Source organism: Pseudomonas sp. FSL W5-0299, assembly GCF_005930655.1.
GTDB lineage: Bacteria > Pseudomonadota > Gammaproteobacteria > Pseudomonadales > Pseudomonadaceae > Aquipseudomonas > Aquipseudomonas mandelii.
In genome coordinates this window covers 208,605-230,708 of the sequence record NZ_RXHX01000008.1, presented here as the reverse complement: position 1 = coordinate 230,708, position 22,104 = coordinate 208,605, and the positions used below count along the sequence as shown (strand labels likewise).

Here is a 22,104-nt window from a genome sequence, read left to right as displayed (position 1 = left end):
GCGAGCAGGCTCGCTCCCACAGGGTTATGCGTGATGGCTGGCATTTGGGCACTGCCCGATGGTCGGTTTTCAGGCAGTCAGTTCTCCCATTGTCTAGAGTTCAAAGTGTCGGTAGCCACGCTGCCGGCACCGTGATCGTCCAGAAAAACCCGGCAAAAGTACCGGGTCTCCACCTGATCAGGAGTGCACGATGGACCTCAACCGTCGTCAGTTCTTCAAGGTCGCCGGTATCGGCCTTGCGGGCTCGAGCCTCGGCGCGCTGGGCATGCTGCCTACGCCTGCCTTTGCCGAGCAGGTACGCCATTTCAAACTCGCCCACACCCATGAAACCCGCAACACCTGCCCGTACTGCTCGGTCGGCTGCGGGTTGATCATGTACAGCCAGGGCGATAACGCCAAAAACGTCGCGCAAAGCATCATCCACATCGAAGGCGACGCAGACCACCCGGTCAACCGCGGCACCCTGTGCCCCAAAGGCGCCGGCCTGCTGGACTTCATTCACAGCCCCGGGCGCCTGCAATATCCGCAGGTGCGCAAACCCGGCAGCACCGAGTGGACGCGCATCTCCTGGGATGAGGCACTGGATCGCGTTGCCGACCTGATGAAGGCCGACCGCGACGCCAACTTCATCGAGAAGAACGACAAGGGCCAAACGGTGAACCGCTGGCTGACTACCGGTTTTCTCGCAGCCTCGGCGGCGTCCAACGAAGCGGGTTATATCACCCACAAGGTCATTCGCAGTCTCGGCATGCTGGGGTTCGATAACCAGGCGCGTGTCTGACACGGCCCGACGGTGGCAAGTCTTGCCCCGACGTACGGCCGTGGTGCCATGACCAATCACTGGACCGATATCGCCAACGCGAATCTGATCCTGGTGATGGGCGGCAACGCAGCAGAAGCGCACCCGTGCGGTTTCAAATGGGTGACCGAAGCCAAGGCGCATAACAAGGCGCGCTTGATCGTGGTCGATCCGCGTTTTACCCGGACCGCCTCGGTGGCCGACTATTACGCGCCGATTCGCACCGGCACCGACATCGCCTTCATGGGCGGGTTGATCAATTACCTGCTGAACGAGGACAAAATCCAGCACGAATACGTGCGCAACTACACCGACGTGTCGTTTATCGTCAAAGCGGGGTACGGCTTCGAGGACGGCATCTTCAGCGGTTACGACGCGGCCAAACGTGTGTATACCGACAAATCCGGCTGGGGGTACGAATTGGGCCAGGACGGTTTCGTCAAAACCGACCCGAGCCTGCAAGACCCGCACTGCGTGTATCAGCTGATGAAGCAGCATTACAGCCGCTACAACATCGAACTGGCGAGCCAGATTTGCGGTATGCCGGTTGATGCCATGCAGAAGATCTGGGAAGAAATCGCCACCTGCTCGCAACCGGGCAAGACCATGACGATTCTCTACGCGCTGGGCTGGACCCAGCACTCGATCGGTTCGCAAATCATCCGCAGCGCGGCGATGGTGCAACTGCTGTTAGGCAACGTCGGCATGCCGGGCGGGGGCGTCAATGCCTTGCGCGGGCACTCCAACATCCAGGGCTTGACCGACCTCGGCTTACTGTCCAACGCACTGCCGGGCTACCTGACCCTGCCGAACGACGCCGAGCAGGATTACACCGCCTACATCACCAAGCGCACGCAAATGCCGTTGCGTCCGGGGCAGCTGTCCTACTGGCAGAACTACAGCAAATTCCACGTCAGCCTGATGAAGGCCTGGTACCGCGACAACGCCACGCTGGAGAACAACTGGGCTTACGACTATTTGCCGAAACTGGACATTCCCAACTACGACATCCTCAAAGTGTTCGACCTGATGGGCCAGGGCAAGGTCAACGGCTATATGTGCCAGGGGTTCAACCCCATCGCGGCGCTGCCTGACAAGAATCGCGTCATGGCGGCCCTGGCCAAGCTCAAATGGCTGGTGGTGATGGACCCGCTGTCCACTGAAACCTCGGAGTTCTGGCGCAATGTCGGGCCGTACAACGATGTGGAAACCGCCGGTATCCAGACCGAAGTGATTCGCCTGCCCACCACCTGTTTCGCCGAGGAGGACGGCTCGCTGGTCAACAGCAGCCGCTGGCTGCAATGGCACTGGAAAGGCGCCGATGGCCCGGGCGAGTCGCGCACCGACGTGCAGATCATGAGCGAACTGTTCCTGCGGCTGCGCCAGCGCTATCAAGCCAAGGGCGGGGCTTATCCCGACCCGATCCTCAAACTGTCGTGGCCGTACAAGATCGCCGATGAACCCTCGCCGGAAGAACTGGCGCGAGAAATCAACGGAACGGCCGTCACCGACTACGCCGACGCCACGGGCGCGACAATCAAGGCGAATGCGCAACTGGCCGGGTTTGGCCAGCTCAAGGACGACGGCAGCACGGCGTGCGGCTGCTGGATTTTCTGCGGCAGCTGGACCGAGGCGGGCAATCAGATGGCCCGGCGGGACAACAGCGACCCCTACGGCATGCACCAACATCAGGGCTGGGCCTGGTCCTGGCCGGCCAACCGACGGATTCTCTACAACCGCGCTTCGGCCGACCCGCAAGGCAAGCCATGGGACGAGAAAAAGCGCCTGGTGTGGTGGAACGGTAAAGCCTGGGGCGGCACTGATGTGCCGGACTTCAAGGCCGACTCGCCGCCGGAAGCCGGGATGAATCCGTTCATCATGAACCCCGAAGGCATCGCGCGGTTCTTCGCCGTCGACAAGATGAACGAAGGCCCATTTCCCGAGCACTACGAGCCGTTCGAGACGCCGATCGGCATCAACCCGCTGCACCCGCAAAACAAGAAAGCCACCAGTAACCCGGCGGCACGGATCTTCGATTCGGTGTGGGATTCCCTCGGCGTGGCCAAAGACTATCCGTATGCGGCGACCAGCTACCGGCTGACCGAGCATTTCCACTTCTGGAGCAAGCACTGCAAGCTCAACGCGATTTCCCAACCCGAGCAATTCGTCGAGATTGGTGAAGTGCTGGCCAAGGAGAAAGGCATTGTCGCCGGCGACCGGGTCCGGGTCAGTTCCAAGCGCGGGCACATCGAAGCGGTGGCGGTGGTGACCAAGCGGATTCGTCCGCTGCAGGTCAACAATCAGGTGGTGCACCAGATCGGTATCCCGCTGCACTGGGGCTTTACCGGTCTCACGCGCCACGGTTACCTGACCAACACCCTGGTGCCGTTCCTCGGCGATGGCAACACACAGACCCCGGAATCCAAGTCATTCCTGGTCAACGTGGAGAAAGTCTAAATGGCCAGCCAAGACATCATCGCCCGTTCGGCCACCACCACCGTGCCGTCCTCGGTGCGCAACCAGGAGGAAGTGGCCAAGCTGATCGACACCACCAAGTGCATCGGTTGCAAGGCCTGCCAGGTCGCCTGCTCGGAATGGAACGAGTTGCGCGACGAGGTCGGCCACAACCTCGGCACCTACGACAACCCGCAAGACCTCAGCGCAGAAACCTGGACCCTGATGCGCTTCACCGAGCATGAAACCGATGCCGGCAACCTGGAATGGCTGATTCGCAAGGACGGCTGCATGCACTGCGCCGAGCCGGGTTGCCTGGCGGCGTGCCCGAGCCCGGGGGCGATCATCAAGCACGCCAACGGCATCGTCGATTTCGATCAGGACCATTGCATCGGTTGCGGCTATTGCATCACCGGCTGCCCGTTCAACATTCCGCGGATCTCGCAAAAGGATCACAAGGCCTATAAATGCACCTTGTGTTCAGACCGGGTGGAAGTGGGGCTGGAACCGGCCTGCGTGAAAACCTGCCCGACCGGCGCCATCGTGTTCGGCAGCAAGGAAGACATGAAAGAACACGCCGCCGAACGCATCGTCGACCTGAAAAGCCGCGGCTTCGATCACGCCGGCCTGTACGACCCCGAAGGCGTGGGCGGTACGCACGTCATGTACGTGCTGCATCACGCCGACACGCCGACGCTGTACGCCGGTTTGCCGGGCAGCCCGACGATCAGCCCGCTGGTGGAATTGTGGAAAGGCGTGAGCAAACCCTTGGGCTTGCTGGCCATGGGCCTGGCGGTGCTGGCCGGGTTCTTCCATTACGTGCGCGTCGGGCCGCAAGTGGTTGAAGAAGATGAATTGCCGCCGCTCAACGACCCGGCCGTGCATGAAGTCGATCCGTCGGTGCATACCTTTGATCCGCGTGGGGAGGACAGACCATGATCCGCAGACAGATCCTGCGCTACACCCCAAACCAGCGCACCAATCACTGGCTGGTGGCGATCCTGTTTTTCACGGCCGCGCTGTCAGGCCTGGCGCTGTTTCACCCGGCGTTGTTCTGGCTAAGCCACCTGTTCGGCGGCGGGCCGTGGACACGCATCCTGCACCCGTTCCTGGGGGTGGCGATGTTTGTGCTGTTCCTCGGCCTGGTGATCCAGTTCTTTCGGGCGAATTTCTTTATCAGCAATGACCGGTTGTGGCTCCGGCGCGTCGGGCGGGTGATCCGCAATGAAGAGGAGGGTGTGCCGCCGATCGGCAAGTACAACCCGGGGCAGAAGCTGCTGTTCTGGATCTTGCTGCTGTGCATGCTGGTGTTGCTGTTCAGCGGGTTGGTGATCTGGCGTGCGTATTTCAGCGAATACTTCGGCATCACCTCGATTCGCTGGGCGATGCTGCTTCACGCGTTGGCGGGATTTTTGCTGGTGTTGAGCATCATTGTCCACATCTATGCCGGCCTCTGGATCAAAGGCTCGGCCAGCGCCATGGTGCATGGCGGGGTTAGCCGCGCCTGGGCGAAGAAGCACCATGAGCTCTGGTATCGGGAAGTGACCCGGGACGAGCACCCTGAGCGGCCGATCAGCAAAAAAGGATAAGCCCTTTGGCAACCATTCTTGAGCCTGGAGAGATCGAAGCGGCGGCGGGTTCTCCGCCGTTCCTGCACCTGCCACCGAACAACCTGTTCGCGTTGCGGGCGCTGCGCCTGGAAAAACTGGCAGACGGGCACCCACTGGCCGATTACTTGCGGCTGGTGGCGGACCTGTGCCGCGTTCAGCAGGACCTGTTGGACAATCCACCTGACTCGGCGCCACTCGATCCCGAGCGTCTGCGAATGTGCCAGCAACACGGTCTGCCACCGTTCGCCGCCGACAGCCTGGTGCGCGAAGACACCTGGCTCGCGTATCTCGACGCCTTGTTGCAGCGGTATTCGCCACCACCAGACTCCGCCGTCGAGAAAGCCATCGCGTCCTTGCGCAATGCCAACAGCGGGCAACGCAAAGCCTGGGCGATCGCACTGGTCAGCGGCCAGTATTCGCTGCTGCCGGCGGCGCTGGTGCCCTTTCTTGGCGCAGCGTTGCAGGCCGCGTTCAGTCATTGGCTGCTGCACACGCCGAAGCTTGCGCTCAAACCCGGCGACAGCCTAAACCAATGCCCGGCCTGTGGTTCGCCGGCCATGGCCGGGGTCATTCGCCATCGCGGCAAACACAACGGTTTGCGTTATCTGGTGTGCTCGTTATGTGCCTGCGAATGGCACGTGGTGCGGGTCAAATGCGTGTACTGCGAACAAAGCAAAGGCCTGGAATACGTCAGCCTCGATGACGACCGCCATGCCGCCAATCAGGCGCCGCTGCGCGCCGAAACCTGCCCCGGCTGCCACAGCTACCTGAAACTGCTGTACCTGGAAAACGACGCCGAGGCAGAAGCGCTCTCGACCGACCTGACCAGCCTGATGCTGGACATGCGTCTGGAACAGGAGGGTTACGTGCGCCCGGCACCGAATCTTCTGCTCGCACCGGGAGGCGATTAAGCACAACGGCTACACTCAGGCGCGACAGTTAACGTTTGCGGGAGCGCCTGATGCCTGCCAGATCCGCCAGCCCAGCCTTGCGGCTGCCTTCCATCGACAGTTTGCTGCGCCATCCGGCGTGCCTGCCATTGACCGAGCGCTATGGGCGTGACGCGCTGCTGGCCAGCCTGCGGCAGTTGCTGGATGACCTGCGCGAACCGGTACTGTCAAGCCAACTCGACGCCGTTGAAATCACCCCCGAAGTCTTGGCTGGCAGAGCGGGCGAGCGCCTGGATCTCCAGCATCGCAGCCAGGTACGCCGGGTGTTCAACCTGACCGGCACGGTGCTGCACACCAACCTTGGTCGCGCGTTATTGCCAGACGAAGCCATCGAAGCGGTGCAAAGGGCCGCTCGCTATCCGCTCAATCTCGAATTCGACCTGCAAAGCGGCAAGCGCGGCGACCGTGACGACCTGATCGAAAGCCTGATCCGTGAACTGACCGGTGCCGAAGCCGTGACCGTGGTCAACAATAACGCCGCTGCCGTGCTGCTGACGCTCAACAGCCTGGGCGCGCGCAAGGAAGGGATCATTTCCCGGGGCGAGCTGATCGAAATCGGCGGCGCCTTCCGCATTCCCGACATCATGGCCCGGGCCGGCGTCAAACTGCACGAAGTCGGCACCACCAATCGCACCCACGCCCGGGATTACGAGGCGGCGATTGGCCCGCGCAGTGGCCTGCTGATGCGGGTGCATGCGAGCAATTACGCCATTGAAGGCTTCACCGCTCGGGTGCCGACGGCCGAATTGGCTGAATTGGCGCACAAGCACGGGCTGCCACTGCTCGAAGACCTTGGCAGCGGCAGTCTGCTGGACCTGACCCGCTGGGGCTTGCCCGCCGAACCCACGGTGCGCCAGGCGCTGATCGATGGCGCGGACATCGTCACCTTCAGCGGCGACAAGTTACTCGGCGGTCCACAGGCCGGGTTGATCGTCGGCCGCAAAGACTTGATCGCGAAGATCAAGAAGAACCCGCTCAAACGTGCGTTGCGGGTCGACAAACTGACCCTGGCAGCCCTCGAAGCGGTGTTGAGTCTGTACCGCAATCCCGATCAACTGGCCGAACGACTACCGAGCCTGCGCCTGCTGACCCGACCGCAGGCCGACATTCTTGCGCAAGCCGAACGTCTGCAACCGTCATTGGCGCAGGCCTTGGGCGATGGCTGGAGCGTCAGCGCAGTGGCGGCGCTGGGCATGATCGGCAGCGGCAGCCAACCGGTGGCTCGCCTGCCGAGCGCGGCGTTGTGCCTGCGCCCGTTGGTGAGTAAACGCCTGCGCGGCCGGCATTTACTGGGGCTGGAGGCCGCGTTCCGTCAGCTGGCCATTCCGGTGCTAGGCCGGATTGACGACGACGCGCTGTGGCTGGACCTGCGCCAACTGGACGACGAAGCCGCGTGGCGGGCGCAACTCGATCAATTGCAGGTGCCAGGGTGATTGTCGGCACCGCCGGTCATATCGACCACGGCAAGACGGCGTTGCTCCAGGCATTGACTGGCCAGGCCGGCGACCGTCGCCGGGAAGAACGCGAACGCGGCATGACCATCGACCTCGGTTATCTCTATGCCGCATTGGAACCGGGCGCTGCATTGACCGGTTTTATCGACGTACCGGGACATGAGCGCTTCACTCACAACATGCTGGCCGGAGCCCAGGGCATCGATCTGGTATTGCTGGTAGTGGCGGCGGATGACGGCGTCATGCCCCAGACCCGCGAACATCTGGCAATCGTCGAACTGCTGGGCATCCCTCGGGCGCTGGTGGCGATCAGCAAATGCGACCGGGTCGATCCGGCCCGCGTGCAGGCCGTGCGCGAACAAATCGAAAGTTTGCTGGCGCCCGGGCCGTATGCCGGCGCGCCGCAGATTGCCCTGTCGAGCGTGACCGGGGAGGGCGTCGAGACGTTGCGTCTGGCCTTGCTGGATGCGCAGCGTGATGTGCTGCAACGCAGCACCCGCGGCGGTTTTCGTCTGGCGATTGATCGTGCGTTCAGCGTGGCCGGGGCCGGTATCGTGGTGACCGGCACGGCGCTGTCCGGGCAGGTTGCCGTGGGCGATACGCTGATGCTCGGTCCGTTGGGCAAACCCGTGCGCGTGCGTGGCTTGCATGCGCAAAACCAGGCCGCAGAGATTGGGGTTGCGGGTCAGCGAGTGGCGCTGAACCTGAGTGCCGAGCGCTTGGCACTGGAGCAGATTCACCGTGGCCACTGGCTGGTGTCCGAATGGCTCTACGCACCGACCCAGCGCCTGGACATCGACATGCGGTTGCTGGCCAGCGAAGCCAAGGCGTTCGAGCATTTTCAAACGGTGCATGTTCACCTGGGGACGCAGGATGTCACGGGGCGAGTGGCGCTGTTGGAAGGTGCCAGCGTTGCGCCGGGTGACCGGATGTTCGCGCAAATCCTGCTGAATGCGCCGGTGCAGGCGGTGAAGGGCGATCCGTTGATTCTGCGTGACCAGAGCGCTCAACGAACCCTCGGCGGTGGCCGGGTGCTCGACCCGTTCGCCCCGACCCGACACCGTCGCAGCCCCGAGCGATTGGCGCAGCTGCAGGCACTCGCCACCCGCAATGCGCTGGAAGACGTGCTGCCTGCGTTATTGCTGAACAGCGAAACCGGGCTCGACCCGCGACGCCTGGAGCGTCAGTTCAACCGGCCGCGTGACACCTGGGTCCTGCCCGCCAATATCCGTTTGATCGATACCCGCCAAGGCCCCTTGCTGTTCAGCGCTGACCGTTGGGAAGCGCTGAAAGCGCCATTGCTGGGGCATCTGGCTCGTTTCCACCAGCTCGAACCGGACCAGATGGGCCCCGACCGGGATCGCTTGCGGCGCTTCGCCGGGACATCTTTGGATCGGCCGACTTTCATCAGCCTGGTCGACGAATTACTCACCAGCGGCGCCATGCTGGCCAGCGGGCCGTGGCTGCATTTGCCCGAGCATCAGGTGCGCTTGAGCGAAGAGGACGAAGCGTTGTGGCGGCAGCTGCAACCGTTGTTCGAACAGGCCGGATTCAATGCCCCATGGGTACGCGACCTTGGCCATGACGAAGTGACGGTGCGCCTGCTGCTGCGAAAAATGGCGAGGCTGGGGCTGGTGCATCAGGTCGTCCGCGACCTGTTCTACACCGAAACAGTCATTCGCCGATTGGCGGCTATGCTTGTGCAACTGGCCGCGCAGAACCCGGTGATTCAGGTCACGGCGTTTCGCGATGCTGTGGGCCTGGGGCGCAAGCGCAGCATCCAGATCCTTGAATACTTCGACCGGCTGGGCCTGACCCGACGCTTTGGCGACAAGCGCCATCTGCGGCTCGACAATGCCCTGGCCCAGCCATCAGGAAACTGACTTCAAGGAAGGCAATCGCGCCCGGTGGCGCGGCCGGGCTTCAAACCCGGTTGGGGACGGCATCCGTTCCCGGGCAGGTTCGACTCCGGCTGCCTTCCGCCATTTCTCTTCATAGATGCCCGAAATTCAGCGGGTACTGAACGACCACGTACACCCGGTCAATATCATCGCCGGCCTGCGCCGCGTTGGCCCGATGCGAGACATGGGACAGTTGCAGCGATAACCCCTTGGCCGCGCCGGACTGCACGATGTAGCGCAGGTCGATGTCGCGCTCCCAATGCCGGCCGCCATCGCCTTGTTGTGGCACGTATTCACCGATGGACTCATCGAAAGGGTTGTAGGCGCCGCCCTTGGGCGCACGGGTGCCGTCGATCCGGCTGCCCATGACGTAACGGGTCATGAAATTCAGGCCAGGTATGCCGAAGGTGCTCAAATCGAGGTCGTAGCGTGCCTGCCATGAGCGTTCGTGGGCGCCGTTGAAATCGGCGTACTTGATCGAGTTGGCGAGGTAGATCGAGTCGCCGCCGACAAAATCGAACGGCGTATCGCCATTGATTTTTTGATAGGCCAGGGTGAAGGCGTGGGCATCGACGGTGTACTTGCCCGACAGGCTGAACGCGGTGTTGTCGATGGCGCCGGCCAGCGCTTTGCCGGTGTCTTGCGTGTGGTAGAGATTGGCGTCGAGGAACACCCCGGGCTGGTTCAGGTGCAGGTTGGCGTAGTACTGATGCCAGGTGTCGCTGAGTTCTGAGGCATAGAGCGCGCCGCCGACGGGGCGTTGGGTGAATAAGTCAGCGCCCAGAAACGTAATGCCTCCGGCTTCGGTGTTGGCGCCGTAGCCGTAGAAATTGCCTTTGCTCGAAGAATTGTCCTGGTTTTTGAACGCGGTGAAATGCCCGGCCAGCAGATTCACGTCATCGATTTCGCGGCTGTTCAATAGAAAGCCTGTGGCGTATTCCGGTTGCAAGCGTTTGTCCGCGGTGTCGAACACCGGGGTTTCCACCATCATTTCACCGAACGCCAAGGTGGTTCGCGAGGCTCTGATTTTCAGTGCGCCGCCGCCACTGGAATAGTTGTCTTCGCTACGGCCGTCATCATTCACGGGCAGCAATCCGGTCCCGGAATGACCTTTGCCGCCATCCAGCTTCAATCCCAGAAAGGCGTGGGCGTCGAGGCCTAAGCCGAGCGTGCCGGGTGTGAATCCAGATTCAAAAGTGCTGATAAAGCCTTGAGCCCACTCGGCTTTATAGCTTTTACCTGTCGGCGAAGGGGACCGGTAGTCGCTGTTGAGGTAGAAGTTGCGGCTTAGCACGTCAAGCGCCGCGCCATCCAGAAACCCTTGTGCGGGTTCATCCGCCCATGCTGTTCCGGCGAACAGCACCGACAACCAAAAGGGCAACCGGATACGCAGGTCTTGCTTGCCAAACTTCATCATCAATCACCACGCAGCAGCGACTGCGGAGGGTCCGCAGTCGCTCGCTTTTCAGAGGAGGACCGCTTAATGGCCTTCCGAGGCACCGAACATTGTTTTGGCGTAGATCAGGCCAAGACCGTAGGAGCCACCGTTGGCAATCGAGGTTTTCACGGTTTCTTCATAGGTTTCGGTACGTGCCCAGTCGCGTTGCAGTTCGAGCAGGTATTGCAGCGAGGTCATTGGACGGGCGCCGATCTGGATCATGCGCTGCATGGCCATTTCATGGGCTTCGGTGCTGACGTCGCCACAGGCGTCGGCAATCACGTAGACCTCAAAACCCTGGTCGATGGCCGACAGCGCCGGGCCGACGATGCACACCGAGGTCCACAGGCCGGCGAGGACGATTTTCTGTTTGCCGAATTTGTTGACTTCGACGGCGATGCGCTCGTCTTCCCAGGTGTTCATGCTGGTGCGGTCGATGACGTTGTGTTCCGGAAACACCGACTTGATTTCGTCGAAGATCGGCCCGGAAAAGCTCTTCTCGGCGACAGTGGTCAGGATGGTCGAGACTTTGAAGCCGCGCGCGGCCTTGGCCACGAGGGCGGCGTTGTTGCGCAGGGTGACGGCGTCGATCGACTTGGTCGCGAAGGACATCTGCGATTGGTGATCAATCATGATCAGGGTGTGGTCGGTCGGGGTCAGCAGGGTTTTGCCGGGAGCAGCTTTGGCGATGGCCATGGCGAGGTCCTTACGGGTGAGTGAGGAGGCCATGGTTGCGCAGATTCAGGCGGGAATATTGAAGCGATGTGCTGTGTTTGGTTATTTGCGAGGACGCCTGAAGAACGGCCCCGCGCAATATCGGTCAGTGCGCGGGGCTGTCGGTCATTGCATCACATAACGCCCGGGTGCCGATTCCAGCGCCGGGAAGTTCGCGTTGCCGATGTGCGACACCGAAGGCTGACGCTCGCCGGCCTGGTCTGCCAGCCAGACAAACCAGTCATTCCACCAGCTGCCGGCCTGTTCCTGGGCATTCATGAACCAGGTGTCGGGATCCTTCGACACTCGATTGTTGGTCCAGTAATGGCGTTTTTCCCTGGCCGGCGGGTTGATCACCCCGGCGATGTGCCCTGAGGCACCCAGCACAAAGCGCTTGGTCCCGGAGAGCAATTGGGTGCTGGCGTAAGCGCTGCGCCACGGCACGATGTGATCGTCGTGGGTGGCGAGGATGTACGCCGGTGCATCGATGGCGCGCAGGTTGAGCTTGACCCCGCAGCAGTCCAGCTCACCTGATTTCAGGTCGTTCTGCAGGTAGGTGTGACGCAGATACCAGCAGTACATCGGCCCCGGAAGGTTGGTGCTGTCGTTGTTCCAGAACAGCAAGTCGAGGGGGATGGGTTTCTGGCCCTTGAGGTATTTGTCGACGTTGTAGTTCCACCACAAATCATTCGGGCGCAGCAGCGAGAAGGTGTTGCCCATGTCCTCGCCCTTGAACAGGCCGATGGGGCCCTCCTGACCGCCGATGGTGCGCTCGCGGTAGGCCACCAGTTGTTCGTCGACGAAGATGTCGATGGGGCCGGTGTCGAGGTAATCGAGGAAGGTGGTCAACAGGCTCACGCTGCCAATGTCCTTGTCGCCGCGCGCCGCCAGTACCGCCAGCGCCGAACTCAACAGCGTGCCGCCGATGCAGAACCCCACGCAATTGGGGCGTTGATCGCCGCTGATCTCGCGGGTCACTTGCAGGCCTTTGATGATGCCGGTGTCGATCAGGTCATCCCAGGTGGTGCCGGCGTGCGCCTGATCGAAGTTGCGCCACGACATCAGGAACACCGGGTGGCCTTGTTGCAGCAGATGGCGAACCATCGAGTTGTCCGGGCGCAGGTCGAGGATGTAGTACTTGTTGATCGACGGCGGGACGATGAACACCGGGCGCCGGTACTGGGTTTCGCTTTGCGGGTAGTACTGAATCAACTGGAACAGTTCGTTCTCGAACACCACTTCGCCGGGGGTGTTGGCCAGGTCCACGCCGACCTTGAAAGCGCCGCTGTCGCACTGACGCATCTTGCCTTCTTGCAGGTCGCTGGCCAGGTGCAACAGGCCGGTGAACAGGCTGCCGCCCTGAGTGTCGACGACGCGTTGCAAGGCATCGGGGTTGCTCGCCAGAAAGTTGCTGGGCGCCCCGGCGGCAATCGCTTGCTCCACCAGATACAGCAGACGCTGGCGGGGTTTCTTGTCTTTGATCGGCAGTTTATCGAGCAGCTTCAGCAGAAAACCGGCATTGAGCAGGTAGAACGCCGCGAGGGAGCCGAACAGCGGTGTGCTCCAGTTGCCACTGGAAAAACGTCGATCTTCAAAGGAAAACGGCTGGCCGGTCAGCAGCCGCTGGCCCAGATCACCCCATTGGGTTTGATACTCGGCTTGCAGGCTTTCCAGTGTGGTGCGTGGCAGGTCAAACCACTTCTCGTATTCCTGGCCGGTGAACCAAGGATTGGTGCTCACCCACAAGCGTAATTGTTGCACTGCAAAGGAGGCAATGAACGGGACCTGGCCTGACCAGAAGGTGTTGAAGGTGTGCGCGTTATTGTCCATGGAACTCCTTGCCCACATCGGTAAACCGGGCAGAAAAAAACCGCGGTGCCGCCATTCGGCACCGCGTCAGCAGTCAAGCAAGCAGTCCTGTGATTCTTGTTATCGTTCGATGACCAGGCTGACACCTTGGCCGCCACCGATGCACAACGTGGCCAGGCCTTTTTTGCCGTCACGGCGAATGAGCTCGTGCACCAGCGAGACCAGAATTCGCGCGCCCGACGCGCCGATCGGATGCCCCAACGCAATCGCGCCACCGTTGACGTTGACCTTGGCGGTGTCCCAACCCAGTTCCTTGCCAACCGCCAGTGATTGCGCGGCAAACGCTTCGTTGGCTTCGATCAGGTCGAGGTCGTCCAGGCTCCAGCCGGCTTTTTCCAGCACCAGACGGGTGGCCGGGACCGGGCCGATGCCCATGATCGACGGGTCGACGCCCGCACTGGCGTAAGCCTTGATGCGCGCCAGCACCGGCAAGCCGAGGGCCTGGGCCTTGGCGGCGCTGGCCAGCAGCAACACGGCGGCGCCATCGTTGAGAGTCGACGAATTGCCGGCGGTCACGCTGCCGTCTTTCTTGAACGCCGGTTTAAGGTTGCTCAACGCTTGCAGCGTGCCGCCCGGGCGCGGTTGTTCATCCGTGTCGAACACCAGCGTATCGCCCTTGCGCTGAGGGATCAGGATCGGGGTGATTTGCCCCTTGAAGTAGCCCGCTTCGATGGCGGCGGCTGCTTTCTGTTGCGAGGCGGCGGCGAAGGCGTCCTGATCTTCGCGGCTGACGCTGTACTGCGTGGCCAGATTCTCAGCGGTGATTCCCATGTGGTAGTCGTTGAAGGCATCCCACAAACCGTCCTGAATCACGCTGTCTTGCAACTGCGCATGACCCAGACGCAAACCGGTGCGTACCTTGGGCAGCACATAAGGCGCCAGGCTCATGTTTTCCTGACCGCCGGCAATCACCAGCTCGGCGTCGCCGCAGCGGATCGCCTGAACCGCCAGTTGCACAGCCTTGAGGCCCGAGCCGCAGACCTTGTTCAGCGTCAGGGCAGGGGTGGTGAAGGGCAGGCCGGCCTTGATTGCCGTCTGACGTGCCGGGTTTTGCCCCGAGCCTGCGGTGAGCACCTGGCCCAGAATCACTTCATCAATCTGCGTGCCGTCCAGGCCGGTTTCTTCCAGCAGACGGCGGATCACCGCTGCGCCCAGTTCAGTGGCTGGAATCGCGGACAAGGCCCCTTGAAAACTGCCGATGGCGGTACGTGTAGCGGCAACGATTACGACTTCGTTCATGCGTGACCTCATTAAGATGTTGTCGAGCGGGAGCAGGGCGTCCTTGCCCTGATCGGTCTACTGCATGTTCATGCCGCCGTTCACCGAGAAATCAGCGCCGGTGCTGTAGCCCGATTCATCGGAGGCCAGCCAGGCGACGATCGAGGCGATTTCTTCGGGTTGGCCGAGGCGCCCGACGGGGGTGGCGGCGATCATGGTGTCGAGGATGTCCGGGCGGATGGCCGCGGTCATGCTGGTCTGGATGTAACCCGGGGAGACGGTGTTGACGGTCACGCCCTTGCCGGACACTTCCCGCGCCAGGGCCATGGTGAAGCCATGGATGCCGGCCTTGGCCGCGCTGTAGTTGGTCTGGCCGAACTGGCCTCGTTGGCCGTTGATCGAGGAGATATTGATGACCCGTCCCCAGCCCTTGGCCAACATTCCTTCAATCACCTGCTTGGTGGTGTTGAACATGCCGCTCAAGTTGGTGCCGATCACGGCATTCCAGTCCTCGGGCGTTAGCTTGCGGAAGGAGGCATCCCGGGTGATGCCGGCGTTGTTGACCAGCACATCGATCGGGCCGAATTGTTCTCGCGCCATCTCGAAGGCCTTGCGCGTCGACTCCCAATCGGTGATGTCGCCGTAGATGCATTCGAACTGATAACCCGCCGCCAGTTGACCGGCAATCCAGTCGTTTTTGCGGGCGGAATCCGAGCTGCAACCGACGATGACTTTGAACCCTTCCTTGTACAGGCGCTGGCTGATCGCCGTACCAATCCCACCCATACCACCTGTGACCAACGCAATACGACCAAGCGACTTCATAAGCTCCGTTCCTCTTTTTTGTTTTGCGCTGCAAGATGGGCGATTGTTCGGTATTGGCGGGGGATGCGGAAGTGTTTGGAGGTGACGGGCTGGTGTCCAAAGGCGCCATGGCTGGTTTAGTTGCATCCGGGCGACGAATGGCCGGGAACAGTGGCGAAAAATGAGGATTACCTATACTGGGATCAATATTGGCAACGGAACCACTCGTTAATATTTGATTTATTTCAGATCAGTCACGGCTCCGGACAGGATGTCCGGTTCCACAGGTCATTGAGGACGCCATGTATAAAATGAGTTCAGGCTATGCCAGCGTGCTGGTCAATACGCTCTCGGCCCAAGGACTGGATGTTGCCAGTCTGTGTCGGGAGGCTGGACTAGACATTGACCTCGCGGACCAACCAGGTGCGTTTTGCGAGCGAAAGGCCATCTATCGACTCTGGGAGCTGGCCGCCAAGGCCTCGGGCGATCAGGACATTGGCTTGAGGGCCTATGGCAGTTTCCACCCCGGCAGCTTTCAGATCATCGGCTACACCATGATGTCCAGCCTGAATCTGAAAAACGCCCTCGAACGCCTGGTCCGTTTCAGTCCGCTGATTGGCACCGGGTTCAGCCTTTTCTTTACCGCCGAACAGCAACATTACCGGTTGTCCGGGCTCGATCATCAGCAGCAGGGTTCGGTCAAACCGCGCCAATACACCGATGCCGGGCTGGCGTCGTTGTTGGGGTTCTGCCGCAAGCTGGCGGGCGGCAACGCACCGCAACCCTTGAGCGTCGAATTCACCTATCCAGAACCCGAAGACACCACCGAGCATCGACGGCTGTTTGGCTGCAATCTGCAGTTCAACGCGCCTTACGACAGCATTTTGTTTGACGGGCAGGAATTGATGCGACCGTTGAGCATGGCCAACGAAACGCTGGCGGTGCTGCATGACAGTTTTGCCGAGGCGCAACTGGACCTGCTGTTTGGTTTTTGCATTGTCGGGCGAATTCGCGCGCTGATTACCGAGCGCCTGAGTCAGGGCCAGGGGCAATGCGACATGGAATCGATTGCGGCGGCCTTGAACATCAGCAAGCGAACGCTGCAACGAGCGCTGGAAAAGGAAGGGACACAGTTCAAGGACGTGCTGAGCGCGGTGCGCCGGCAACTCGCTGATTTCTACCTTCGCCATTCTCACTTCAACATGAAGCATGTCGCCTATCTCCTTGGCTTTCATGACCACAGCAGCTTCAACAAAGCCTGTAGCCGCTGGTTTGGCATGACGCCGGGGCAGTATCGGTCCGATGAATCGTTCGAGATCCAGGAAGCCGCGCCAGTGTGACGCGGTGAACTGCTCTAACATTTTGTCGACAACGAACCCCTGTGGGAGCGCGCTTTTGTGGCGAGGGAGCTTGCTCCCGCTGGGTCGCGAAGCGGCCCCAAAAGCTATGCGACTGCTTCGCAGCCGAGCGGGAGCAAGCTCCCTCGCCACACATATAGGCTCGCTCACACAAGTTACTCATCAGAGAGCAGGAGGTTTCTTCGCGGCTTTTTTGCCCTTCGCGGGTTTGCGCGTTTTTGTCAGCGTTCCCGGGGCAATCGGCTCAGCGACGACCACGGGGGCGCTTTGTTTGGCGGGCTCTGGTGCGACGACCGCGGTTTTCGGCTTGATCGGCTCCGGGGTTGTCGTCGGGGTTTCCTCCTCGACAACATCGGCTGCGCCCGGAGGTTGAGTCAGGTTGAACCCCGGCAGTGGCACGTCGAGCAGCGTGTGCAGCTCACACCAGAACGGATTGTCCGCGCCGCTGGTCAGCAGTTCCGGCAGCATATTGGCGACGGCGGCCAGCACTTGCTGGCGTTCTTCGACCTCGGCCAGCATCAGGGGCAGACTTTGCAGGCTTTCCTGCGGATGGGTGGCGACCAGCAGTTTTTGCAGGCGCAGGGTTTCGCGCAAGTCCAGCGGCTCGGCGCTGTAGTCCTGCAGCAGCACCTGCAATTGCAGGATGAGTTTCTCGACGCTTTGCTTGCCCGGTTCGTCGCTGTCGCGGCCCAGCAGGAACAGGATCCGGATCAAGGCTTCCATCAAGCCGCCGAGGGGCAGGGCGTCCTGAAGGCGGTCGATCAGGACTTTATCGTGCTGCTCGGCATGCGCCTGGAGATTGCGAGCCGGTACGTTGCCGGTAAGGCTATTGAGCACGCCATACACGCCGTAAAAGCTCATTTCCTGAGCGGCATCACGCAGGTCCCGATAGCCGTTCAAGGCATCCTGTATCTGGTTGGAAAACAATGCCTGCCAGGCCAGCAACGGATTGGACGGGTTTGCCGGCTGACGGTTCTTGCTCACCTGGGAGGCACTGCCTGCCAACCACCAGAGCGCCGGGTTCAAACTGTTCCACATCACCTGTTGCTGGTGAAACGGGTGGGCCTTGCGCATCAGCTCGGCGGTCGGCTCGTTGATCAACTGGCGCAACCACGGCCTTACAAACCCGTCGTAAAGGGTGTTGTTGAAATCAGAGGCACGCTCGACCAGCGCAAATTCGCGATCATCGTCACGGGGCGCCTGCGCGTCACCGTGGATGTCGGCGATACGTCGTCGCTCGAAACGCACGGCGTAGGGCGTTGGCGAATGTTCCGGCAGGTCCTCGATGAGCATTTCATAGAGCCCGCCCGGCAGTTCGTTGATCGCGTCGACGGCGCCCAACAACTCCCGGTGCTCACGCCGCGCGACTTCGCCGGAAACAAAGATGCCCAGATGGCCAATGCTCGCGTGCCGCAGGTAAACGATGGTGCGACCGGCATTTTGCAGGGCGAGATCGCTGGGGTAGACGTCGGTGATCCAGTCCAGTGCTTGCTGCGGCGAGGTGATGTTGTCGCCATAGGAACAGAACACCACCACCGGCACTTCGATGCGTTTGAGGTCGAGCCCGCTGCTCTTGCGCCCGAGGCCGCCGGACAGTTGGTTGCCGATGAACAGGTCATCGACAATCATCTCGATCTCTTCGCCATTGAGCAGGGTCGGGCTGCCCCACCAGCGTTCGAAATCGAGGAAGCGCGGGGCCTCGCTGTCGACTTCGCTGAACAGGTGGTAGTACTTGCCCCACCAGGTGTTGGCCGGGTCGAGGCTTTCGAAATTGCTCACCAGCCAAGTGCCGTCGAAACGGTCATTGCCCAGGTCGCTGCCCAGGCGTGCCATCCAGCCGCCGCCCAGCAAACCGCCGGTGTAGCGCATCGGATTGCGCCCATTGACGCCCGCCCAGTACGACAAAGGCGCGCCATTGACGATGATCAGTCCCGGCAGTTCCGGACGGGTCGCCGCCAGGCCCATCAACGCCCAGCCGGCCTGGCAGTTGCCGATCACCACGGGTTTGGTGCTGGCGGGGTGTCGCGCGCTGACCTCTTCGATAAACCGCGCCTGGGCTAAAACAATGTCCGCCAGGGTTTGCCCCGGGCGTGGCGAATGGCTGAACGAGATGAAATAGGTCGGGTGACCGGCGCGCAGGCTTTCGCCGATGACCGAATCCTGTTTGAAACCGCCAATCCCTGAACCGTGGCCGCCGCGCGGGTCAATGATGATCACCGGCTGCTTTTTGCTGTCGAGCTGTTGCCCGGGGCCCGCGATGATCTGCAGCAGCGAGTAGTTGACCGGGCGCGGCAGGTCTTCACCGGCAATCAGGGTTTCATGGTTGAACTTGAGCAGCAGCGGATACCCGGCGCGTTCGTGGGCCAGGGTGTTGTCGCCGCGCTGACGCAAGGTGTCCCAGAACAGCACGCTGCGTTGGCCAAGGTCGGTGAAGTATTCCTGCCAGTCAGCGGCGGTCGGCTGCCGCAGTTGTTCAAGGCTTGAAGGTGCGTAGGTTTTGGCCTGGCGCTGTTGCACGGCGTCAATAACGTTGCGGGTATTGAGGCGCTGCAGATGGTTCAGGTGCTCGAACACACCGGACGCAGTCGAAAGCCCTTTATCTTGCAGCGCAATATTTTCTTCCTGACCCATCGTGAACTCCTGACGCCATGCGTGGGAACGTTGCCCTGACTAATAGCAATCAAGCCGGTCGTTCGATTTTCACGAGTGTATAGGGAATAACGGTCAAGGAAGCGAACTTTATTGTGCGCCGCACAAAATAGCCGTTGCCAAATAGTTTTGTGCACTGCAATATCAAGGCTAACGCGATGTCTGGCAGGATCGCTATCGCGTCCTCAGGCCCATCCGGGCCTTCCAGAACCAGGAGATAAAGCATGTCTTTTTTCAATTCGGAAAAACTGCAAACCGCTCAGAAAGCCAACCTCGATCTTTTGCAGCAGATCAGCGGCAAAGTCTTCGCCAGCGTTGAACAGCTGAGCCAGTTGCAGTTCAAGGCACTGCGCGACTCCACCGAGGAGCACTTCGAAGGCGTGCGCAAGCTGCTGGCCGTGCGTGATCCACAAGGTTTTGCCGATTTGCAGGCATCGTTTACCCAGCCGAGCGCGCAGGCCGAACGTCTGGCCGAGTTCAATCGTCAGGTTCAAGCGCTGATCGTGGGCACGCAGTCGGACATCGCCAAACTGACGTCGAGTCAGGTCGAGGCGGGCACCCAGCAGGTCAATGAGTTTGTTGAATCGATCAGCAAGAATGCACCGGCCGGCTCCGAGCCTGTCGTGGCTGCATTCAAGTCGGGCCTTGCCAATGCCAGTACCGTGTTTGAAAGCGCACAGAAAGCCGTGAAACAGGCTTCCGATGTGGCTCAGAGCAATTTTGACGCCGCCACTGCCGCTGCCACCAAAGCAGCACCAGAAGCGAGCGCCAAGGCCACCAGCGGTAACAAGTAAGTCATTTCAGGCCAGCGGCACAAACGATGGCGATGGGTTTATTCCCCATCGCCATTTTTTTTCGGCCCTTTATCAGTGCCGGGCTTGGCGCCAAACATGCCGAACAGGTTCTGGGTATTGAGGTACAAGGCCTTGGACTGGTCGACATACTGGCGCATCAGGTCCTGCATGACCGGGGCCTGTTGATGCATGAAGTCGCTCCAGGCTTCGGATGACTGCGCGCCGGTCTGGGACTGGATGTCGATGACGGTCTGGATGCTTTTATCCAGGTAGCTGCCGAGCACACCCTGGTACGGACCGTAGAACTGGATAATCCCCATCAGCATCTCGCTGGTGAAGATCGGCTCGCCGCCGCTTTCGGCTTCCAGAATCACTTGCAGCAGGATACTGCGCGTCAGGTCTTCGCCGCTCTTGGCATCGACCACCTTAAACGCAACTTTATCGACGACCAATTGGCGCACATCCGCCAGGGTCAAATGACTGCTGGTGTGGGTGTCGTAGAGTCGGCGATTGGGGTATTTCTTGATCAGGCGGGGGGTGGTATCAGTCATGCGGGGCGTCTCGCGGCGGGCCTGGTTTGCAGGCATCTTAACCTACTCTCATGTTTGGCGCCTTTGAGGCCGCCTTCGCGAGCAGGCTCGCTCCTACCGTTGACCGCGTTCCCCTGTGGAAGCGAGCCTGCTCGCGAAGAGGCTCGCCATCTCAGCGAAAATCCAAAACAAAAAGGGGAACTGCGCCGCCAAGCGAGTCCCCCCTTGTGAAGCCTGAATCGTTACCAGATCGGCAGGGTGTAGCTGACAATCAAGCGATTCTCATCCAGATCGCTGCCGAAGTTGGTCGAACGCACCGTCGCATTACGCCATTTCACCCCGACATTTTTCAGCGGACCGCTCTGCACGACATAACCAATGTCGGTATCACGCTCCCATTCCTTGCCTTCGGGGCGGTTGCCGCCCAGGTCGATATTGTCGCCAGTGATATAGCGGGTCATGAAGGTCAGGCCCGGCACACCCATGGCTGCAAAGTTGTAGTCGTAACGCGCCTGCCAGGATTTTTCATCCTTGCTGGCGAAGTCTCCGATCTGCACGAAGTTCACCAGAAACGCATCGGTGCCGTTGATGTAGGCAAAACCGGTGTCGCCGCTCATGCCTTGATAACCCAGGCCAAACGCGTGACCGCCGAGGCTGTAGGTGAACATGGCGCCAATCGCATTGTTGTCGACATTGCTGCCGCCATCATCCGTGGAGCGGGCAAAGCGCAGGTCAGTCTTGAACGATTGCCCCGTCGTTACCGGCATCACGTAGGTCAGGTTCACCAGGTGCTGGCTGTAGAAGTTGTCGAGGTGGCCGTAGCTGTAGCCGGTGGCGAGGTTACTGGTCCATTTGTAGTTCAGGCTGGCGAAATCAAAGCTGTCGCTGTCGAGGTGCCGCGTGGTGATGCCTTTGGCGCCGGTCCGGGTGATGCCCATGTCCTCGTAGTCCGAGGAGTCACGCTGATTGACCTGGGTTAGCCGCCCGGCATCCACGGTCAAGCCTTCAATCTCCAGCGAGTTCAATTGACCGCCCTTGAAGGTTTGTGGCAACAGCCGTGAATCGTTGGCCAGCACCGTCGGCAATTTCGGCAGCAGCGTGCCGAGTTTCAGGGTGCTTTTGGAGGCGCGCAGTTTAGCGGTCAATCCCAGTTCGCCGTACTCGTCCTGAGCGCCTTTGCTCGTGTCGCGATGGCGTTTGAGCAGGCCGGAACCGGCGCGATCAGGACTCGAATCAAGCTTGACGCCGACCAGGCCGATGGCATCGAAACCGACACCGACCAAACCGTCGGTGAAGCCCGACTCATAGCGCAGCAGGAAACCCTGGGCCCATTCCTCTTGTTTGGATTGGGCGGCGTTGTCCTGGCGATAATCCCGATTGAAATAGAAGTTGCGCAGCTCAAGGCTGGCCTTGCTGTCTTTGACAAAGTCAGCAGCGGCGGGGGCCGAGAGGCTGATGACGCCGCCGGCCAGCAATAGTCGGGTAGCGAGGATGCGGGTGTTGCGGTCCATGGTGAAGCCCCTTTGTTTTTATTATGGAAAGACAGGTCCCGCGGCCCTCGC

At 60.9% G+C, this 22,104-nt stretch carries 16 protein-coding genes and 1 tRNA gene; 9 read left to right on the top strand and 8 right to left on the bottom strand.

Annotated elements, in window-relative coordinates:
* Positions 1–190 precede the first annotated feature (190 nt).
* The 7 genes from fdnG to FHL16_RS13490 all read left to right on the top strand — a co-directional run bounded on the left by fdnG (position 191) and on the right by FHL16_RS13490 (position 9,252).
* Positions 191–3,256 (top strand): formate dehydrogenase-N subunit alpha, encoded by a 3,066-nt coding sequence (fdnG, locus tag FHL16_RS13520; protein ID WP_138739038.1) that lies wholly within the window; start codon positions 191–193, stop codon positions 3,254–3,256.
* Complete coding sequence (gene fdxH, locus FHL16_RS13515) at positions 3,257–4,192, top strand: formate dehydrogenase subunit beta (protein WP_077748484.1); 936 nt, start codon at positions 3,257–3,259, stop codon at positions 4,190–4,192.
* Positions 4,189–4,842 (top strand): formate dehydrogenase subunit gamma, encoded by a 654-nt coding sequence (locus FHL16_RS13510; RefSeq protein ID WP_077748483.1) that lies wholly within the window; start codon positions 4,189–4,191, stop codon positions 4,840–4,842. Before fdxH ends, FHL16_RS13510 begins: the two co-directional genes overlap by 4 nt.
* Positions 4,843–4,847: 5 nt before the next feature.
* A complete protein-coding gene (gene fdhE / locus FHL16_RS13505; RefSeq protein WP_077748482.1) occupies positions 4,848–5,774 on the top strand; it encodes a formate dehydrogenase accessory protein FdhE in 927 nt (308 codons plus the stop codon).
* Between the two features lie 50 nt (positions 5,775–5,824).
* A complete protein-coding gene (selA, locus tag FHL16_RS13500; RefSeq protein ID WP_077748481.1) occupies positions 5,825–7,246 on the top strand; it encodes an L-seryl-tRNA(Sec) selenium transferase in 1,422 nt (473 codons plus the stop codon).
* Positions 7,243–9,150 carry a selenocysteine-specific translation elongation factor gene (selB, locus tag FHL16_RS13495; protein ID WP_077748480.1) on the top strand — a complete coding sequence of 636 codons (1,908 nt, stop codon included), beginning with the start codon at positions 7,243–7,245 and terminating at the stop codon, positions 9,148–9,150. Before selA ends, selB begins: the two co-directional genes overlap by 4 nt.
* A gap of 6 nt (positions 9,151–9,156) precedes the next feature.
* Positions 9,157–9,252 (top strand) — tRNA-Sec (locus tag FHL16_RS13490).
* 7 nt (positions 9,253–9,259) lie between these two features.
* Here the strand turns inward: FHL16_RS13490 and FHL16_RS13485 are convergent.
* From FHL16_RS13485 to phbB, 5 genes are all read right to left on the bottom strand, one after another.
* Positions 9,260–10,582: an OprD family porin gene (locus FHL16_RS13485; RefSeq protein ID WP_077748479.1), complete on the bottom strand. Its 1,323-nt coding sequence runs from the start codon at positions 10,580–10,582 to the stop codon at positions 9,260–9,262.
* A gap of 66 nt (positions 10,583–10,648) precedes the next feature.
* Positions 10,649–11,302: a hydrolase gene (locus FHL16_RS13480; protein ID WP_010460339.1), complete on the bottom strand. Its 654-nt coding sequence runs from the start codon at positions 11,300–11,302 to the stop codon at positions 10,649–10,651.
* A gap of 144 nt (positions 11,303–11,446) precedes the next feature.
* Positions 11,447–13,150 carry a class I poly(R)-hydroxyalkanoic acid synthase gene (gene phaC / locus FHL16_RS13475; RefSeq protein ID WP_077748478.1) on the bottom strand — a complete coding sequence of 568 codons (1,704 nt, stop codon included), beginning with the start codon at positions 13,148–13,150 and terminating at the stop codon, positions 11,447–11,449.
* A 99-nt stretch (positions 13,151–13,249) separates the two neighbouring features.
* Positions 13,250–14,428, bottom strand: a complete 1,179-nt coding sequence (locus FHL16_RS13470; RefSeq protein WP_077748477.1) for an acetyl-CoA C-acetyltransferase — start codon at positions 14,426–14,428, stop codon at positions 13,250–13,252.
* 57 nt (positions 14,429–14,485) lie between these two features.
* Positions 14,486–15,232 (bottom strand): acetoacetyl-CoA reductase, encoded by a 747-nt coding sequence (phbB, locus tag FHL16_RS13465; protein WP_010460332.1) that lies wholly within the window; start codon positions 15,230–15,232, stop codon positions 14,486–14,488.
* Between the two features lie 281 nt (positions 15,233–15,513).
* Between phbB and FHL16_RS13460 the strand changes: the two genes are divergently transcribed.
* Positions 15,514–16,551 (top strand): AraC family transcriptional regulator, encoded by a 1,038-nt coding sequence (locus FHL16_RS13460; protein ID WP_077748476.1) that lies wholly within the window; start codon positions 15,514–15,516, stop codon positions 16,549–16,551.
* Between the two features lie 180 nt (positions 16,552–16,731).
* Here FHL16_RS13460 and FHL16_RS13455 read toward each other — a convergent pair whose 3' ends face one another.
* Entirely contained in the window at positions 16,732–19,200 is a 2,469-nt protein-coding gene (locus FHL16_RS13455; protein WP_077748475.1) for a DUF3141 domain-containing protein, read from the bottom strand.
* Positions 19,201–19,442: 242 nt separating this feature from the next.
* On the opposite strand from FHL16_RS13455, the gene phaP reads away from it, so the two are divergent.
* Positions 19,443–20,012 carry a TIGR01841 family phasin gene (gene phaP / locus FHL16_RS13450; RefSeq protein WP_077748474.1) on the top strand — a complete coding sequence of 190 codons (570 nt, stop codon included), beginning with the start codon at positions 19,443–19,445 and terminating at the stop codon, positions 20,010–20,012.
* Between the two features lie 38 nt (positions 20,013–20,050).
* Here the strand turns inward: phaP and phaR are convergent, their stop codons facing one another.
* Both phaR and FHL16_RS13440 read right to left on the bottom strand, forming a co-directional pair.
* Positions 20,051–20,599: a polyhydroxyalkanoate synthesis repressor PhaR gene (gene phaR / locus FHL16_RS13445; protein WP_010460321.1), complete on the bottom strand. Its 549-nt coding sequence runs from the start codon at positions 20,597–20,599 to the stop codon at positions 20,051–20,053.
* Between the two features lie 185 nt (positions 20,600–20,784).
* Positions 20,785–22,053 (bottom strand): OprD family porin, encoded by a 1,269-nt coding sequence (locus FHL16_RS13440; protein ID WP_010460319.1) that lies wholly within the window; start codon positions 22,051–22,053, stop codon positions 20,785–20,787.
* Positions 22,054–22,104: the final 51 nt, after the last annotated feature.

Excerpts from the sequence above, each read along its gene's own strand:
- phaP (WP_077748474.1), top strand. The coding sequence starts at position 19,443 with ATGTCTTTTTTCAATTCGGAAAAACTGCAAACCGCTCAGAAAGCCAAC.
- phbB (WP_010460332.1), bottom strand. The coding sequence starts at position 15,232 with ATGAAGTCGCTTGGTCGTATTGCGTTGGTCACAGGTGGTATGGGTGGG.
- FHL16_RS13510 (WP_077748483.1), top strand. The coding sequence starts at position 4,189 with ATGATCCGCAGACAGATCCTGCGCTACACCCCAAACCAGCGCACCAAT.
- phaR (WP_010460321.1), bottom strand. The coding sequence starts at position 20,599 with ATGCCTGCAAACCAGGCCCGCCGCGAGACGCCCCGCATGACTGATACC.
- FHL16_RS13470 (WP_077748477.1), bottom strand. The coding sequence starts at position 14,428 with ATGAACGAAGTCGTAATCGTTGCCGCTACACGTACCGCCATCGGCAGT.
- selA (WP_077748481.1), top strand. The coding sequence starts at position 5,825 with ATGCCTGCCAGATCCGCCAGCCCAGCCTTGCGGCTGCCTTCCATCGAC.
- FHL16_RS13485 (WP_077748479.1), bottom strand. The coding sequence starts at position 10,582 with ATGAAGTTTGGCAAGCAAGACCTGCGTATCCGGTTGCCCTTTTGGTTG.
- FHL16_RS13455 (WP_077748475.1), bottom strand. The coding sequence starts at position 19,200 with ATGGGTCAGGAAGAAAATATTGCGCTGCAAGATAAAGGGCTTTCGACT.
- FHL16_RS13460 (WP_077748476.1), top strand. The coding sequence starts at position 15,514 with ATGTATAAAATGAGTTCAGGCTATGCCAGCGTGCTGGTCAATACGCTC.
- fdxH (WP_077748484.1), top strand. The coding sequence starts at position 3,257 with ATGGCCAGCCAAGACATCATCGCCCGTTCGGCCACCACCACCGTGCCG.
- FHL16_RS13480 (WP_010460339.1), bottom strand. The coding sequence starts at position 11,302 with ATGGCCATCGCCAAAGCTGCTCCCGGCAAAACCCTGCTGACCCCGACC.
- phaC (WP_077748478.1), bottom strand. The coding sequence starts at position 13,150 with ATGGACAATAACGCGCACACCTTCAACACCTTCTGGTCAGGCCAGGTC.
- FHL16_RS13440 (WP_010460319.1), bottom strand. The coding sequence starts at position 22,053 with ATGGACCGCAACACCCGCATCCTCGCTACCCGACTATTGCTGGCCGGC.